The following is a 16,821-nucleotide window of genomic DNA, read 5'->3' on the forward strand; positions in this document are numbered from 1 at the left end:
GTAGGCGCTGGAGGCGGTCCGGCCGGCCGGAACAGGGGAAGCCGGGCGTCAGCGCAAGCCGGGCGTCAGCCGAAACGGTGGTCGTCGGCCGGGGTGCGGCGCAGGGCCGCCAGCAGGGCGTCCGGGTCGGTCACCGTCACGGTGGCCGCCGGGTGGCGCAGCCACCGGCCGGGGGCCAGCCCCGGCACCGGCGTACCGAACCGCAGGCACACCCCGGCCGTGGTGCCGGTGCCGAAGGTGACCCCCCGGTCGGCCAGGGACAGGTGCGGCCCGACGGCCCGCCACCAGCGGTACGGGCCGCCGCGCTGGGCGTCGACCACGTTCGCCCGGCCGGTCCGCAGCCGCCACCGGCCGAACCGGATCACCAGTTCCGCGTCGTCGAGCAGCACGACGCAGGTCTGCGGTCGGATGCCGAGCAGCGCCAACGGCACCCGGAAGGCCGGGTCGAAGCGGAACGCGAACCGGTGTGCGGGCATGACCGACGGGTACCCCGGGCGGGCCGTCCGACACCCCCTCGGCCGGGTGCACGCCCGTCGGCGGGGTCACGCCAGGGCGCGGGTCCAGTCGTCGACGTGGGCCGACAGGTGCTCGGCGACGGCCCGCCAGTAGGGGCCGTCCTCGGCGTGGATGCGGGCCCAGGGCTGGATGCCGCGCCGGGCGCCGTCGCGCAGCAGGTCGTACATCGCCCGCGCCCGGGGGCCCAGGGTCGCGGCGAGCGCGGGACGGTGCGCCGCCGGCAGGTCGTACCCGTCTACCAGGGCGCGCAGCCGGCGGGCCGACTCGGGCACCGGCCGGTCGGGGCGCATCCCGGCCATGGCCTGCGCGGCGTACGCCACCTCCCAGCGGCGGGTGCCGGGGCCCGCGCCGTCCCAGTCGATCAGCACCCAGCCGCGCGGGGCCCGGACCAGGTTCCACGGCGCCGGGTCGTGGTGGCAGATCAGGTCCGTGCCGTCGGGGCGGATCGGCACCTGCCAGTGGGCCGCCTCGGGTGGCACGAAGTCGGCGGTGGCGCGGTGCAGGTCGGCCAGCAGCCGGCCGATCGAGGGCAGCTCCGCGGTCGGGTACAGGCCCGAGGGGTGGCCCAGTTCCCCGGGCACGTACTCCAGCACCTGCCGGCCCTGCCCGTCGCGGCCCAGCGGCCGGGGCGCGCCGTCGAAGCCGACGGCGTGCAGGTGGGTCAGCAGGGCGTCGACGGCGTCGGTCCACGGGCCGACCGGCCGGCGGACGGTGTCACCGACCCGCACCACGCCGGTGGTGACGTTGCCGGGCAGCGGCTCCTCGATCGGACTCATCCGGTCATCCTGATGGAACGGACGCGTCCCCGCGCCCCGGTTTCCCGGGGCGCGGGGACCCCCCGTCCCGGCTGCTACTGCAGGAACGCCCCCAGCGGTGACAGCAGCAGCCGGCCGAGCGCCGCGGCATTGTCGTCCAGCCGGGTGCGCTCGCAGTCTCGGGCCTGCGGGTCGTGCCGGCAACGCCAGATCTTCTGCGCGTTGCGCCAGGCCACGTCCCTGGTGTACTCGACCAGTTCGCCCTGGTACCAGTCGTCGATGTCGCCGTTGAGCATGTCCAGGAGCAGTTGCCACCGCTCCAGGTAACCCCGCCGCAGCGTCGGGATCTTGTCGGCGAAGATATCGTTGATCTTGAGGTAGTCGCGGTGCTGTTCGGTGCCGTCCACCGGCTCGGACTCCAGGTGGTCGAACGTGGTCACCAGGGCGAACGGCAGGTCGAAGTTGATGTGCGCGTTCACCCCCGCCGCCGCCGACGGCAACGGCCGGGCGTCCGGCCCGCGCATCCGCTTGAACAGGCACGACCAGGCGCGCGGGGTGGTCGGGCTGGACTCGGTCCACAACCGCATCGCGTCGAAGTAGCGGGCGGCGAACTCCACGTCCAGCCGGGACAGGAACACCGGGTCGGCGAAGTAGTCGTCGTAGAGCCCCTCCAGCACCCGGCTGGTGATGGTCAGGTAGAGCCGGTTGAAGTCGGCGAGCGGGCAGCTCTGCTCCAGCGGCGGCAGCCGCACCAGCAGGTCCTGGAGCTTGGTGAGGTGATCGACCACCGCCGGGACGTCCTCCGGATGGTCGGCGAGGAGATCGACGATGTCCGCGTGGACGGGCCCCCAGACCGGTTCCGTCATGTCTCCTCCACAGTGGTCGGGGCAGCGCCGCGCCGTCGTTTCCGATGCACAGCCTGTCAGCGCCGGCCGCGGCGGGGATCAGTAGAACGACGTATTCGCCCGCGCCGGACCTACGCTCACTCGCCCCGGTTACGCAGGTGGATGGCGCTGGCCTGGACCCTGGTCCGCACCTGGAGCTTGTCGAAGATGTGCGACACGTGCACGCCGATGGTGCGTTCGCTGATGAACAGCCGCTGACCGATCTCCTTGTTGGTCAGCCCCTCGGCGACCGCCGCGAGCACCTCCCGTTCCCGCGCGGTCAGCAGGGCCAACTCGTCGGCCCCCGGCGGGGTGGCGGCGGTCTCCGCCGCCGCGACGACGCGGCCACGACCCGTGCCCGACGACCGGGAACCGCCCGTGCGGGCCGCCGGGACCCGCCCCGCGCCGGGCTGGGCCCGACCGGTCAGCTCCACCCGTGCCCGACCGGCCAGCGTCCGGATCTCGCTGGTCAGCGGCACCGCACCCAGGCTCGACGCCATCTCGTGCGCCTGCCGCAGCAGGCTGGTCGCCGTGCTGCTGCGGCTGCGCCGGGCCAGCAACGCCTCGGCCTGCCGCAGGCGGGAGTAGGCGGCCGGGTAGGGGTGGTTCCGCTTGTCCCACTCGGCCACCGACCGGGCCCAGGCGTCCGGGTCGCCCCGGCCGTCGAGACGGCTCAGCTCGGCCGTGCACAACGCCAGGAAACCGTCGGCGTTGACCCGCACCGGCCCGGCGGCCGTCGCGCTCTTGGCCGCCACCCGGTCGACCGCGTCGCGCAGCCGGCGGACGGCCGTCTCGTCGACCGCCACGGTACGGCTCGCGTGCGCCTCCGCCTCCGCGCGCAACCCGTGCCAGGCCAGCGCGCCCAGCAGCACCACGTCGTCGGAGCGGCTCTCGGTCAGGCCCCGCTGCACGGCCTGCCGGGCCACGTCGTGCCGGCCCTGCCACATCGCCAGCCCGGCCCGCAGGATCAGCATCGGCAGGACGTGCCGGGGCGCGCCACCGCCGGCGAGCATCGTCGCCACCGCCTCCAGGTCCCGGTCGGAGGCCTCGACGTCGCCGTACCCGACGGAGAGCCGGCAGCGGGCCAGCAGCAACTCGACCGCGTCGGCGCCGGACGGGCGGTGCCGCAGCGCCGCCGCGACGACCTTCTCCGCCTCCGCCCACTGGCCGACCCGGAACAGCCCGTTGGTGGCGATCGCCAGCAACCGGGTCTCGTAGGTGCGGCCCAGGCCCAGCTCGGCGACCCGCTCGGCACCCCGGCGGGCCACCACCACCCCCTCCTCCAGGATGTTCAGCGGCCCGGTCAGCAGCTCCGCCAGGTGCAGGTACGCGCAGGCCACGTCCTCCGGGCCGCCGGAGCGTTCGGCGGTCTCCAGGGCCCGGCGCACCACGGCCAACCCGGCGTCCGGGTCCTCCAGGAACGCCTCGCTGAAGCCGAGCGCGGAGCTGGCCAGCACCACCTCCGTGGTGCTGCCGTCGACCGACGCGGCCAGTTCCAGGGCCTCCCGCGCGCGTCGCCCGGCGTCGGCGTACCGGCCCAGGTGCAGCAGCAGCTCGGCCAGCCGGGCGGCGGCGTTGGCCCGTTCCCGGGCGGTGCACTCGGCGGCCTCCAGCACGCTGCGGTACTCCGCCTCGGCGGGGGCGGACCGACCGGCGGCGGCCAGGTAGCGGGCCCGTTGGATGCGCACCGCGCAGGACGGGTCGAGCGGCTCGCCCCCGGTCAGTTCGGCCAGCAGGGACAAAGCGCGGGCGTGCTCGCCGCTCTTGTGGGCGGCCTCGGCGGCCCGCCCCAGCAGCACCGCCCGGTCCACCTCGGGTGGGGCGTCCACCGGCCCGGTGACCGGCGTCGCGGCCAACTGCAACGCCGCCGTCCAGTGCCGGTGCGCCTCGGCGAAACCGTGCAGCCGTTCGGCCTCCCGGGCGGCGGCCATCGCCGCCGGCAGGGCCCGGCCGGGCTCCCCGGCCAGCCGCCAGTGGTGGGCCAACCGGGCCTGGTGCAGCTCCGCCGGGACCCGGGTGAGCGCCTCGGCGTAGCGGCGGTGCAGGCCGGCGCGTTCCGCCGGCAGCAGCTCGTGGGCGAGCACCTCGGCGACCAGCCGGTGCCGCAGCCGGTAGCCGTCGTCCGCGCCGACGAGCAACCGGTGGGCGACCGCCTCCCGCAACGCGTCGATGAGTTCCGCCTCGGGCAGGCCGAGCACCTCGGCCAGCAGCCAGTGCTCGACCGGTTCGACGCCCGCCGCCACCGCGTGCACCGCGGCGTGCGCGTGCCGGGGCAGCGCGTCCACCCGGGACAGGAAGATCTCGCGCAGCGTGTCGGACAGCCCGTCGCGGCCGTCGCGCAGGTCACGGGCCAGTTCCTCGACCACGAACGGGTTCCCGCCGCTGCGCTGCCAGACCTGGTCGGCGGCCTCCGGCGCGAGCGGCGCGCCGACGATCTCGGCGGCCAGCAGGTCGGTGCCGGCGCGGTCGAGGGGACCCAGGTCGAGCACCCGCACCGACCGCAGCCGACGCAGCTCGGTGAGCACCCGGCGCAGCGGGTGGGCCCCCTGCAACGACTCGGCCCGGACCGCCGCCAGCACCGACAGTTGCAGGTCGCCCAGGCCGGCGAGCAGATAGAGCAGGAGTTGCCGGGTGGTCCGGTCCACCCACTGCAGGTCGTCGAGGACGAGCACCAGCGGCCGCCCCTCGGCGATCAGGCTCAGCCCCCGGGAGACCCGTTCCAGCAGCGCCCCGGCGCTGTCCGCGCCGCCGCTGTCCTCGGCGAACGTCCGCAGCAGACCACGCACCGCCGAGGAGGTGCGGGCCTGGCCGGCGGTGAGGTCGGCGTCGAAGCGGCGTAACGCCTGGAGCACCGGATGCAGCGGAGAGGCGTCGCCGATGTCCAGGCAGGAGCCGGTGAGCACCACCGCTCCCGCGTCCCGCAGCCGCGCCGCGGCCTCGGTGAGCAACCGGGTCTTGCCCACCCCGCTCTCACCGGTGACGAAGACGGCGGCGGTCTGCCCGGGGCCGACCCCGTCGTGGAGCGCGGCGCGCAGCACCGCCAGCTGGTCGGCGCGGCCGACGAGCGGTGCGGTGTCCACATCGCTGGCCATGTCCGCAGCCTAGTCACAGGTCCCCGCACCGTTCTACGGGCTGGATCCGGCATTGGTACCTCTCGCGTCGATATTGCGACTAAAGGTGGCGACCGACCGACATACGTCGTTCGGCAGATCCCCCGTCAGCCCGGTGGTGACAGTCTCCGATCGTCGTCGACAACAGCAGCACCGCGCGGGAGAGGGGTGGGTGGGATGCCACTGTCCACGGTCGGTACCGGTCGGGAAGACGCCACCACGACGCCCTGGCCGGTGCCGCAGGAACGACGCACGCTGACCGTGCTCTTCGCCGACATCGTCGGGTCGACCGCGGTGACCGAACGGCTCGACCCGGAGGATGTCCGGGCGGTGCAGTTCGCCTACTTCGACACCGTCGCCGGGGTGCTGCGCCGCTGGCAGGGCACGGTGGAGAAGTACGTCGGCGACGCGGTGATGGCGCTGTTCGGGGCGCGTACCTCCGACGGGTTGGACGGCTACCGGGCGGTGCGGGCGGCCCTGGAGATCCAGGCCGCGCTGGACCGGCGGACGTTGCCCGGCGGGGTGACGCTGCGGGTCCGGGTGGGTGTCGCCACCGGCGAGGCCGTGGTCGACCTGGCCGCCGCCCGTGACGGCGGGCACGGCATGGCCTCCGGTGCGGTCCTCACCACCGCCGCCCGCATCCAGGAGTACGCCCCGGCGGGCGGCGTGGTCGTCTGCGCGGCCACCCACCGGGCCACCGCCGGCCTGGTCGACCAGCACGCCCTCGCCCCGGCCAGCCTCACCGGCAAGGCGCTGCCTGTCGACGTCTGGCGGGTCACCCGCCCGACCCACCACCGGCCGGCCCGCCACGACGGCCCGCTGATCGGTCGACGCCGGGAGGTCGCCACCGCCCTGGACCAGCTCACCGGGGCGGTCCGGGAGCATCGTCCACGGTGGGTGGCCCTCACCGGCCCGGACGGGATCGGCCGCAGCCGGGTACTGGCCGAGCTGCGCCACCGGCTGCCCGAGGTCGACGGCCGGGCGGTGCGCTGGGTGGTGGCGCACTGCCCGCCGTACCCGGAGCAGGTGTTCGGGCCGGTCGCGCAGCTGCTGCGGGACCTGGCGGGGCTGCCCGACGGCGGCCCGACGGACGCGGTCCGCCCCCGGCTGGCCGCCCTGGTCGACGGGCTGGTCCCGGCGGGCCAGGTCGGGCCGACCGTGGCGGCGCTCGCCGCGCTGCTGGACGCCCCGGACCGGTCGGCGGTCGCCGGTGCGGCGGCGGTACGCCGGGTCCTGCTCGCCCTGGCCGCCCGCCGGCCGGTGGTGGTCGGCGTGGACGACCTGGACCGGGCGGCCCCGGAGCTGGGACGGTTCCTGCACGCGCTGTTCGCCGCCGCGACCGACCGGGGCCTGCCGCTGGCGGTGCTGGCCACCCACCGGCCGGACCGGGCGGACCCGCTGCCCGCGCCCGCCGGCCGGCACCTGGTCGAACTGGCCCCGCTGGGCACCCTCCACACCGGCCGGTTGCTGCGCCGGCTGCTCGCCCGATCCGGCCAGCCGGTCGGGGCAGCCACCCGGCTGCTGCCGCTGGTCGCCGGCCGGCCCGGCCACGCCACCGCCTACGTCGAGGCGATGCCCCGCCACGGCACGGACGGTGGTCCCGCCGCCGACGCCGGGGCGGAGCCGGCACTGCCCGAGGCGCTGCGCCGCCGCGCCGCCGCCCGGCTGGACCGGTGCGACGGCGTACACCGGGCGGTGCTGATGGCCGCCGCGACGCTCGACGTCCCGGTCACCGCCCCGGCCGTGGCGGTGCTGCTCGACTGGGCCCCGGAGCGGGTCGCCGGGGCGCTGCGCCGGCTCACCGACGCCGGCCTCCTGCAGCCGTCGACCCGGGGTGGTCTGGTGTTGGCCGACCCGGCCCTGCGCCGCTGCGCGTCCGACCGGCTGCCCCGCCCGGTCCGCGCCGACTTCGCCCGCCGGGCCGCATCCGCCGGTCTGACCGGGGGTACCGAGCAGGCCGGGACTACTGAACAGGCCGGGGTGGCCGCGCAGGCCGGGGTGGCCGCCGCGCGGGCCGGGGCCGTCCGGCAGGCCGGCGGGACCGGACGGGCCAGGGTCCGTCGCCCGGTCGGGGTGCCCCGCCGGGCCGGGGACCCGGGGCGGGTGGCACCCGGGCACCGGGCCGCCCCGGGCCGGCACACCGGGGTCGCCCGTGCGGCGGAACCGGTCCACCGCGTCGGGTCCGCCGGTCGGGTCGGCGGGGCCCACCACGCCGGGCCCGGTCAGCGGGCGGGGACGCACCGCGTGGGGTCCGCCGGTCAGTGGCCCGGGGCGGGTCGGGCGGCTGCTGTCGCCGCCGGGGTGGGCGGGCACCTCCTGCGCAGCCTGCCCACGGGTGACGGGGTACCCGACCGGGGATTCCGGCAGCCGACGGCCCTGCCCGGGGTCGCCCGGCGCCCCGAGCCGGGCCGGGAGTCCGGCGACAACGGCGGGCGGCCCGGGTGGGCGGCGGCCGTGACCGGACGTCCGGCGGCGCTGCCGGACCGGCCGGGCGGGGCCGGCCGGCGACTGGCCGTCGTCGTGCCGCTGCCGGCCCGACCGTCCGGTGTCGCCGCTGCTCACGGGCCGGTGACCGGCCGGCGACGACGCGGGGAGGGGTTGCCGCGTCCCGCCGTACCGTTACCGGCGCGCGCCGCCTGACCCGTCGCCGTCGGTGACCGGGGTGGGCGGGTCGGCGCGCATGGCGCGTACCGCCTCCCCGGCGAACAGGCACGCGGCCCGGTGGCCGGGACCCACCTCGACCGGCGGCGGATCGGTCTCGGCGCAGGCGGGACGGGCCTGGGGGCAGCGGGTACGGAACCGGCAGCCGCTCGGCGGACCGGTCGGGCTGGGCACGTCACCGGTGAGGATGATCCGCCGCCGGTGCCGTTCCACCCGGGGGTCGGCCACCGGAACCGCCGACAGCAGCGCCGCCGTGTAGGGGTGCGCCGGTTCCCGCCAGAGCTGCGCCGGGGTGCCGGTCTCCACGATCCGGCCCAGGTACATCACCGCGATCCGGTCGCTGAGATGCTCCACCGCGGCCAGGTCGTGCGCGATGAACAGGTAGGTGAGTCCGAGGTCGCGTTGCAGCCGTCGCAGCAGGTTCATGATCTGTGCCTGCACGCTCAGGTCGAGCGACGCGATCGGTTCGTCGAGGACGATCAGGTCGGGTTCCCCGGCCAACGCGCGGGCGATGCCGACCCGCTGGCGTTGGCCGCCGGACAGCTCGTGCGGGTGCCGGCCGGCCGTCTCCGGCCGCAGGCCCACCAGGTCGAGCAGTTCGGCGACCCGGTGCCGGCGGGCGTCGGCCGAGCGGGCCAGCCGGTGCACGACGAGCGGTTCGGCGATGCTCGCGCCGACGGTGCGGCGCGGGTCCAGCGACGCCTGCGGGTCCTGGAACACCATGGCCACCCGGCGGCGCAGCCCGCGCAGGCGGCGACGCGACCAGCCGGTGACGTCCTGCCCGCCGACGACGACCCGGCCGCCGGTCGGGGCCACCAGCCGCAGCAGCGCCAGGCCGGTGGTGGACTTGCCGCTGCCGGACTCCCCCACCAGGCCCAGCGTCTCGCCCGACCGTACGGTGAGCGACACCCCGTCCACCGCCCGCACCGGTGGGCCACCGGGGCTGGGGAACCAGACGGTGAGGTCGTCGAGTTCGGCGATCGTTCCCGTACTCATCGGTCCTCCGGGGTGGGCTGGCCCGGGTCGTCGGCGGTGGATCGGGTCCCGGCCGCGCCGTCCCGGGCCTCGGCGGTGGGGGCGGGACAGAAGGTGCGGACCCGGTGGGCGGGGGCGATCGGGACCAGCGGCGGCAGCTCGTGGGCGCAGCGGGCGTCCCCGCGCACCGGGCAGCGGGGCCAGAACGCGCACCCGGGCGGCAGGTCGAGCGGGCTGGGCGGCGCGCCGGGGATCGCGGCCAGGTCCTCCCCCGCCGCGCCGGGCCGGGGCCGGGCCGCCAGCAGGGCCCGGGTGTACGGGTGCCCCGGGGTGACGAAGACCGCGTCGACCGGGCCCTGCTCGACGATCCGGCCCCCGTACATCACCGCGACGGTGTCGGCGATCCCGGCCACCACCGGAAGGTCGTGGGTGATCCAGACGACCGCGGTGCCGAGCCGGCGGCGCAGGTCGGCGACGAGGTCGACGATCTGCGCCTGGGTGGTGACGTCCAGCGCGGTGGTCGGCTCGTCGGCGATGAGCAGGGCCGGTTCGCAGGCCAGGGCCATCGCGATGACGACCCGTTGCCGCATCCCGCCGGAGAACTCGTGCGGGTGGGCGTCCACCCGACGCCCGGGTGCCGGGATCCCGACCAGGTCGAGCAGCTCGACGGCGCGCGAGCGGGCCTGCCGTCGACTCATCCCGAGGTGTTCCTCGCACGCCTCGGCGACCTGCCGGCCGACGGTCAGCACCGGATTGAGGGCGGTCATCGGGTCCTGGAAGACGAAGCCGACGTGCCGGCCCCGCCACCGGCGGCGGTCCGGCTCCGACATGCCGGTCAGCTCCCGGCCGAGCAGCCGGACCCGGCCGGTGACGGTGGCGAAGCGCGGGGCCAGCCCGGTGGCGGCGAGCACCGTCATGCTCTTGCCGCTGCCGGACTCCCCGACCAGGGCGAGGGTCTCGCCGGGAGCCACCGACCAGTCGACGCCCGCGACCGCGCGGGCCGGGCCGTTGCGGGTGCCCAGCGTGACCGTCAGGTCGCTGATCTCCAGCACCGGCGCGTCCCCGCCGACCCGGGGCGACGGTACGGCGGGCCCGCTCATCGGATGCTCCTGCGGGCTTCGCTGACGGTGAGCTGACGGGGGTCGAGCACGTCGCGCAGGGCGTCACCCACCAGGTTGAACGCGAGCACGGTCAGGAAGATCGCCGCGCCGGGGAAGAACCCCAGCCACCAGGCGTCGGTGACGAAACCGCGCCCGTCGTAGAGCATCCGGCCCCAGGCCGGCGCGGGGGGCTGCACACCCAGCCCGAGGAAGGACAGCGCCGCCTCGGACAGGATCGCGAAGGCCAACGACAGCGAGGTCTGCACGATCAGCGGGGCGGCGATGTTGGGCAGCACGTGCCGGCGCAGGATACGCAGGTCGGAGGTGCCGATGGAGACGGCGGCCCGGACGAACACCTGCTCCCGTACGGCGAGCACGCCGGCCCGGGTCACCCGCGCGAAGATCGGGGTGTAGACCACCCCGATGGCGGTCATCGCGGTGACCAGTCCCGGACCGAGGACCGCGACGATCGCCACGGCGAGCAGCAGCACCGGGAACGCGAACAGCACGTCCATGCCGCGCATCAGGACGTTGTCCGTCCAACCGCCGTACCAGCCGGCGAGCAGGCCGACGGTGACCCCGACGGCCAGGGCGATGCCGACGCTGACCAGGCCCACCTGCAACGACACCCGGGCCGCCACCAGCACCCGGCTGAGCACGTCACGGCCCAGCTCGTCGGTGCCGAACGGATGCGCGCCGCTGGGCGGGCGCAGCATCTCCTCGACGTCCACGTCGTTGGTCCCGGCCGGCGCGAGCCACTGCCCGGCCAGCCCGACGACCAGCAGGACCAGCAGCACCACCGTGCCGGCGACGGCCGGCGGGTCATGCCACAGCGCGGTCAGCACACGGCGCAGGGTGCCCGGCTCGACGGCCGCCACCGACGGACGGTCGTCGACCGGGTCGACCGGCGGAGCGGCGGGGGGCGTCGCCCGGTCCCCGGCGCTCATCGCAGCGTGATCCTCGGGTCGAGGCGGGCGTAGAGGACGTCCACCAGCAGGTTCGTCAGCAGGAACAGGGTGGCCACGAAGAGCACCGCGCCCTGCAGCACCGGGTAGTCCCGGGCCTGGACGGCGTCGTAGGTGAGCCGGCCGACGCCCGGCCAGGCGAACAGCACCTCGATCACGATCACCCCACCGACGAGGCTGGCCAACTGCACCCCGACCACGGTGACCACCGGGATCAGCGCGTTGCGCAGCACGTGCCGCACGACCACCACCCGGGGGCGCAGCCCCTTGGCCTCGGCGGTGCGGACGTAGTCCTCGGCGAGCACCTCCAGCACCGAGGAACGGATGAACCGGGTGAGGATGGAGGCGGTGACCAGGCCGACGGCGGCGGCGGGCAACGCGACGTGCGAGGCCCAGCCCACCGGGTCGTCGGTGAGCGCCACGTACCCCGACGGGGGCAGCCAGCCGAGCACCCCGGCGAAGAGCAGGATGCCCATGATGCCCGTCCAGAAGTCGGGGACGGACACGCCGAACTGGCTGAACACCCGGGCGGCGTGGTCGACGAACGAACCGCTGCGCACCGCGGAGAGCACCCCGAGCGGGAAGGCGACGAGCAGGGCGAGCAGCACGGCGGTCACCGCCAGGGACAGGGTCGCGGGCAGCCGTTGCAACACGATCGTGGTGACCGGCTGGCCGCTGCGGAAGCTCACCCCGAGGTCACCGGTGAGCGCGTTGCCGACGTAGCTGAGGTACTGCACCACCAGCGGGCGGTCCAGCCCGGAGCGTTCCCGTAGCGCGTCGTAGGTCTGCTGGTCGAAGCGGGTGCCCAGGGAGACCCGCACCGGGTCGCCGGGGACCAGTTGCAGCAGCAGGAAGACCACCAGGGTCACCCCGAGCAGGACGACGACCGACTGGAGCAGCCGCCGCAGGACGAAGCGTCCCACCTCGCCCCCTCAGCGGTTCAGGGCGACGTCGCGGAACCGGATCGCCCGGTCGGAGCGGACCTGGTAGCCGGTGACCTTGCGGGACCAGCCCTGCACCACGTCCGGGTTGTAGAGGTAGACGTAGCTGGCGTCGTCGACGATCTGTTTCGCGGCCCGCTCGTACGTCTGCTTGCGGACGGCCTCGTCGGTCTGGGTGCGGGCCTGGTCGAGCAGGGTGTCGACGGCGGGGTTGCTGTACTTGTGGAAGTTGAACGTGCCGCCGGTGCGGTGCTGGGCGTAGTAGAACTCGTCCGGGTCGATGTTGCCCAGCCAGCCGAGCAGGAAGGCGTCGAAGTTGCCCTTGCCCTGCTCGTCGAGCCACTGGGCGAAGTCCAGGGTACGGATCTTCACGGTGATCCCGACGTCCTTCAGCTGGGCGGCGATCACCTGGGCGGCGGTGACCGTCTCCGGGTACTCGCTGGTGACCATCAGGTCCATGGTGCGGCCGCTGACGCCGGCCCCGCCGAGCAGTTGCCGGGCCTGGTCCGGGTCGTGCCGGTAGGGCGCGTAGTCGTAGTACCAGGAGCTGCCCTTGGGGATGGCGGTCTGGTTGGCGGTGGCCTGGCCGAACTTGGCGGCCTTGGTGATCGCCTCCCGGTCCAGCGCGAACGCGACGGCGCGGCGCACGTTCACGTCGTCGTACGGTTTGCGTGCCTCGTTGAGGGCGAGGTACCAGTAGTCGGTCGAGGGGGTGGTGGCGACGGTCAGCGCGCCGTCCTCCTTGAGGGTCGGCACCTGCTGGGGTGGCAGGTTGTCGGTCCACTGCACCTCGCCGCCGCGCAGGTTCTGCAGGGCCACCGTCGGGTCCTTGACGAAGGTGAAGGTGACCCCCTCGATCTTCGGTTTCGGCCCCCAGTAGGCGTCGTTGCGGGTCAGCTTGATGGTGTCGCCGGAGGTGTAGGAGGCGACGGTGAACGGGCCGCTGCCCACCGGCCGGGTCGTGATCGCGCCCGATTCCACGTTGGCCTTCTGCACGATCGCGACGCCCTTGAAGCCGCCGAGGTTGGCCAGCAGGTTGGGGGTGGGCGCGGTCAGCGTGACCACCACCGTGGCCGGGTCGGGCGCGGTCACGGTCTTGACGGTGGCGAACTTGTACGCCGCGTTCAGCTTCTCGTCGATGATCCGCCGGTAGGAGTAGACGACGTCCGGTGCGGTCAGCGGCGAGCCGTCGGAGAAGCGGGCCCCCTCGCGGAGGGTGAAGGTCCAGGTGAGCTGGTCGCTGCTGGTGGTCCACCTGGTGGCCAGCGCGGGCCCCATCTTCAGGTCGGCGTCCGGCTCGACCAGGGTGTCGTAGACGTTCTCCAGCACCTGGAAGCTGTGGTAGGCCGACGTCTTGTGCGGGTCGAGCTGGTCGGGTTCGCCGCCGATCGCGGCGGTGAGCGTGCCACCTGTCGATCCCCCGGCGGTGGACCCGCCGTCGACGTCGACGCTCTCTCCGGCGTCGCAGCCGGCCAGCGCGGTCAGGGCGACGGCGAGCGCCGCCGCGACGATCGTCGATCTGGTCATGGACTCGGTCACCCTTCGTCGCCTGGCAGATCAGAAGGGCGAGTCTTCTCTGCCGGGCGGGGCGATGTCAACAAAACCCGACCAAAGTGGTGTGTAAGCCCGGAAACCAGTGCAATCAATGACCGTCGCGCGTGGAGGGTGCACAGCGGACCGCTCCCGTACCGGCTCCTTTTCCCGTCGGACGCCTGTCGAAACCCGGCCCGGGGTCAGTCGTCGGCGGGGCGGGTGAGGGTGCGGCTGCGTCCCCGGAACTCGGCCACCACCTCGCCGTCGCGGGTGACGGTGACGTCGTAGATGCCGCTGCGGCCGTACCTGACGCGTTCGGTGGCGGACGCGGTCAACAGGTCCCCCTCGCGGACCGGGCGCAGGAAGCTGATCTCGCCGCCGGCCGCGACGGTGGCCGGGCCGTGCGTGTTGCAGGCCAGCGCGAAGGCGGTGTCGGCGAGCAGGAAGACGAACCCGCCGTGGCCGATCCGGTGACCGTTGACCATCCCGGCGGTCACCCGCATCCGGGCCACCGCCGTACCACCGGCGGCGTGCACCAGCTCGATGCCGAGCCCTCGCGACGCCACGTCGGCGTCGAACATGTCGTGGGCCGCGGTCCGGGCCGGCGGCACCGCGGCGCCGCCGGCCCGCCCGGCGGGGTCCGCTTCGCGGGGGTACGGGCTACGGTCCGGCACTGCTCCTCCTGACGGTCGTGGCACGACGACCGGCACCCGGGCCGGCCACCCCGCCGACCGTACGCGCCGGTGGGCACCGGCCACGGCCCCCGGGCCGGCCGGGCTATGCTCGCGGACGGGTCGGTGGTGGGGCCCGCCGTCCCGGCCCGACCGGGAGAACCGCGCGGACGCGGCGACGGTCCCTGCCAGTGCCCGGCGATGCTGGTGGGGAGGTCCCGATGACGTCACCGTCGTCGCGGCGCGTCGATCCGGACGTCGACCTGCGGGTCCCGGCCGACCGGGGCGAGCTGGCCGCGCACCCGGCCACCGTGCTGGGCGTGATCGCCGCCGGTGGGGCGCTCGGGGCGCTCGCCCGCGCCGGGGTGCAGGCCGCCCTGCCGCACTCCCCGACCGGCTTCCCCTGGTCCACCTGCACGGTCAACGTCACCGGGTGCCTGCTGATCGGGGCGCTGATGGCGGTGCTCGGCCGACGACGGGCCGGCCCGCTGGTCCGGCCGCTGCTCGGGGTGGGCGTGCTCGGCGGGTTCACCACCTTCTCCGCGTACGCGATGGACGTCCACCGGGCGCTGGCCGCCGGGGCCGCCGGGACGGCGCTGGCCTACCTGGTCGCCACCCTGGTCGGTGGGCTCGCGGCCGTCGCGGCCGGTGACGCCCTGGCCGGCGGGCTGCTGGACCGCGCCGACCGCCGCCGGTCGGGGGCCGACCGGGGTGGACGCGGGCCCGGCCGGTCCGGCCCGGCGGCGGAGCGGCCCGGCCGGCGGGAGGGACGGTGAGCGTGCTGCTGATCGCGCTCGGCGCGGCGCTGGGCGCGCCGCTGCGCTACCTCACCGACCGGGCCGTGCAGGCCCGGCACGGCTCCCGGTTCCCGTGGGGGACGCTGACCGTCAACGTCGCCGGGTCGCTGCTGCTCGGCGTGGTGACCGGGGTGCCCGCCGGGCCGGCGGTGACCGCGCTGGTCGGCACCGGCTTCTGCGGCGCGCTGACCACCTGGTCCACCTTCGGCTACGAGACGGTACAGCTGGCGCGGGCCGGCGACCGCCGGCCCGCGCTGGCCAACGTGCTGGTCAGCGTGGTCGCCGGGCTGGGCGCGGCGACGCTCGGCTTCGCCCTGGCCCGCGCGCTGGCCGGCTGACCGGCGGTCCCCCTCAGCCGACCGGGGTCGCCGGCTGCCCCGGACCGTGCGCGTGGTGGTGGTGACCGGGGCCGTGCTGATGGTCGTGCCCGTGCTGGTGGCCGTGGTGGTGGTGGCCGTGGCCGTCGACCGGGTCGTCGGGGTGGTCGTGCGGGGTCTGCGGGCGGCCCACCTTGTCGGCGAAGCCCGGCATCAGCACCCGGTAGGCGCAGGTGTCGCAGTTCATCCGGATGTCCCCGCGCAGCGCCTCGGCGTACCGCTCCAGCACCAGGTCGGCCAGGGCGTCGCAGTCGCCGATCAGATCCGCGACCCGGACGTCCAGGTCGGGATGGTCGGCGGCGTACGCCTGCGACTGCGCCACGATCCGGTCCGGCAGCACCCCGGCGAACAGGAAGTACGGGGCGACCACGATCCGGCGGGCACCGAGGCGGCGCAGCCGGTCGAGCACCGCCGGCACCGAGGGCTCGGCCAGCGAGATGAATCCCGGTTCCACCCCGGCGTAGCCGCGCCCCTCCCACAGCAGCCGGGCCACCTTGGCCACCTCGGCGTTGGCGTCCGGGTCGGTGGCGCCCCGCCCGATCAACGCCACCCAGGTGCCGGCCCGGTCGGCCCCGGCCAGCGCCGCGTCGATCCGCTGCTCCAGCACGGTGTGCAGCAGCGGGTGCGGGCCGAGCGGTCGCCCGTACCGGTAGGTCAGGCCGGCGTGGCGTTCCTGCTCGCGGGCCATCGCGGCCGGGATGTCGCCCTTGCCGTGGCCAGCGGCCGTGAGCACCAGCGGCAACGCGACGAGCGCCCGGTGCCCCCGCGTCACCAGCGCGGTCACCGCGTCGGTCAGCGGCGGCCGGGACAGCTCGATGAACCCGCCCTCGACGTCGCCGACGGCCCCCGCCCGGTCCCGCACCCGGTCGACGAGCGCGGCGAACTGGTCGACCCCGGCCGCGCTGCGCGTGCCGTGCCCGACGATGACCAGTGCGGTCATGTTTCCTCCAGGTAGAGCAGGGCGTTGAGGGCGGCGGCGGCGACCGCCGAGCCACCCTTCTCGCCGATGTTGGACACGGCCGGCAGGCCACTGGCCCGCAACGCCGCCTTGGACTCGGCGGCCCCGACGAAGCCCACCGGCAACCCGATCACCAGCGCCGGGGCGGCGTGCACCGCGATCAGTTCGACGAGCGCGGTCGGCGCGCAGCCGACCACCCAGACCGCCCCCGGGCCGACCCGGTCCAGGGCGATCCGCACCGCCGCCGCCGACCGGGTCAGGCCGGTCTGCCGGGCCAGCGCGGCGGCGGCCGGTTCGGCGACGGGGCAGACGATCTCCCGCCCGGCCCCGGTGATCCCGGCGGCGACCATCGCCACGTCGGTGACGATCGGTGCCCCGGCGCGCAGCGCGGCCAGCCCGCCGGCCAGCGCCGCCTCGTCGCAGACCAGGTCGGTGACGTAGTCGAGGTCGGCGCTGGCGTGCACCACCCGCTCGACGACCGCCCGGGTCAGCGGCGGCAGGCCGCCCAGGTCGACCCGTTCCCGCAGGATCCGGTACGACTCCTGCTCGATGGGGTGGACGACCCTTCTCACCGCCCG

The 16,821-nt window shown here is 75.5% G+C and carries 14 protein-coding genes and 1 pseudogene; 3 read left to right on the plus strand and 12 right to left on the minus strand.

Annotated features, from left to right (window positions below):
* Positions 1-65: 65 nt before the first annotated feature.
* The 4 genes from ACN261_RS26400 to ACN261_RS26415 all read right to left on the minus strand — a co-directional run bounded on the left by ACN261_RS26400 (position 66) and on the right by ACN261_RS26415 (position 5,247).
* Complete coding sequence (locus ACN261_RS26400) at positions 66-476, minus strand: hypothetical protein (RefSeq protein ID WP_421482353.1); 411 nt, start codon at positions 474-476, stop codon at positions 66-68.
* A 66-nt stretch (positions 477-542) separates the two neighbouring features.
* Positions 543-1,292 (minus strand): phosphotransferase, encoded by a 750-nt coding sequence (locus ACN261_RS26405; protein WP_425852685.1) that lies wholly within the window; start codon positions 1,290-1,292, stop codon positions 543-545.
* Positions 1,293-1,366: 74 nt separating this feature from the next.
* Entirely contained in the window at positions 1,367-2,137 is a 771-nt protein-coding gene (locus ACN261_RS26410) for a DUF5995 family protein (protein ID WP_363653681.1), read from the minus strand.
* Positions 2,138-2,253: 116 nt separating this feature from the next.
* Positions 2,254-5,247 (minus strand): helix-turn-helix transcriptional regulator, encoded by a 2,994-nt coding sequence (locus ACN261_RS26415; RefSeq protein ID WP_421482355.1) that lies wholly within the window; start codon positions 5,245-5,247, stop codon positions 2,254-2,256.
* Positions 5,248-5,442: 195 nt separating this feature from the next.
* Here ACN261_RS26415 and ACN261_RS26420 point away from each other — a divergent pair, with 195 nt between their 5' ends.
* Positions 5,443-7,905, plus strand: coding sequence for an AAA family ATPase (locus tag ACN261_RS26420; protein WP_425852687.1), 2,463 nt, complete (start codon positions 5,443-5,445; stop codon positions 7,903-7,905).
* On the opposite strand, the gene ACN261_RS26425 is transcribed toward ACN261_RS26420, so the two are convergent.
* From ACN261_RS26425 to paaI, 6 genes are all read right to left on the minus strand, one after another.
* Entirely contained in the window at positions 7,885-8,922 is a 1,038-nt protein-coding gene (locus tag ACN261_RS26425; protein ID WP_425852689.1) for an ABC transporter ATP-binding protein, read from the minus strand. The genes ACN261_RS26420 and ACN261_RS26425 overlap by 21 nt on opposite strands.
* Positions 8,919-10,001, minus strand: coding sequence for an ABC transporter ATP-binding protein (locus ACN261_RS26430; protein ID WP_425852691.1), 1,083 nt, complete (start codon positions 9,999-10,001; stop codon positions 8,919-8,921). Before ACN261_RS26430 ends, ACN261_RS26425 begins: the two co-directional genes overlap by 4 nt.
* On the minus strand, positions 9,998-10,948 hold the full coding sequence (locus tag ACN261_RS26435) for an ABC transporter permease (RefSeq protein ID WP_421482360.1): 951 nt from the start codon (positions 10,946-10,948) through the stop codon (positions 9,998-10,000). The genes ACN261_RS26430 and ACN261_RS26435 overlap by 4 nt, the downstream gene beginning before the upstream one ends.
* On the minus strand, positions 10,945-11,889 hold the full coding sequence (locus ACN261_RS26440) for an ABC transporter permease (RefSeq protein ID WP_421482362.1): 945 nt from the start codon (positions 11,887-11,889) through the stop codon (positions 10,945-10,947). Before ACN261_RS26440 ends, ACN261_RS26435 begins: the two co-directional genes overlap by 4 nt.
* A 9-nt stretch (positions 11,890-11,898) precedes the next feature.
* Complete coding sequence (locus ACN261_RS26445) at positions 11,899-13,434, minus strand: ABC transporter substrate-binding protein (RefSeq protein WP_425852693.1); 1,536 nt, start codon at positions 13,432-13,434, stop codon at positions 11,899-11,901.
* 206 nt (positions 13,435-13,640) lie between these two features.
* Entirely contained in the window at positions 13,641-14,021 is a 381-nt protein-coding gene (gene paaI / locus ACN261_RS26450) for a hydroxyphenylacetyl-CoA thioesterase PaaI (protein ID WP_421486836.1), read from the minus strand.
* 311 nt (positions 14,022-14,332) lie between these two features.
* On the opposite strand from paaI, the gene ACN261_RS26455 reads away from it, so the two are divergent.
* Together ACN261_RS26455 and crcB are read left to right on the plus strand one after the other, a co-directional pair.
* A complete protein-coding gene (locus ACN261_RS26455; RefSeq protein WP_421482365.1) occupies positions 14,333-14,887 on the plus strand; it encodes a FluC/FEX family fluoride channel in 555 nt (184 codons plus the stop codon).
* Positions 14,884-15,246 (plus strand): fluoride efflux transporter CrcB, encoded by a 363-nt coding sequence (crcB, locus tag ACN261_RS26460; RefSeq protein ID WP_425852695.1) that lies wholly within the window; start codon positions 14,884-14,886, stop codon positions 15,244-15,246. Before ACN261_RS26455 ends, crcB begins: the two co-directional genes overlap by 4 nt.
* A gap of 97 nt (positions 15,247-15,343) precedes the next feature.
* Here the strand turns inward: crcB and ACN261_RS26465 are convergent.
* A pseudogene (locus tag ACN261_RS26465) lies at positions 15,344-16,225 on the minus strand (sirohydrochlorin chelatase); the annotation flags it as partial.
* A complete protein-coding gene (locus tag ACN261_RS26470; protein WP_421482367.1) occupies positions 16,222-16,815 on the minus strand; it encodes a precorrin-8X methylmutase in 594 nt (197 codons plus the stop codon). The pseudogene ACN261_RS26465 and the gene ACN261_RS26470, both read right to left, overlap by 4 nt.
* Between the last annotated feature and the right edge of the window lie 6 nt (positions 16,816-16,821).

Origin of the sequence: Micromonospora sp. WMMD723 (assembly GCF_049863385.1) — a bacterium.
In the GTDB taxonomy this organism is placed as follows: Bacteria; Actinomycetota; Actinomycetes; order Mycobacteriales; family Micromonosporaceae; genus Micromonospora; species Micromonospora wenchangensis.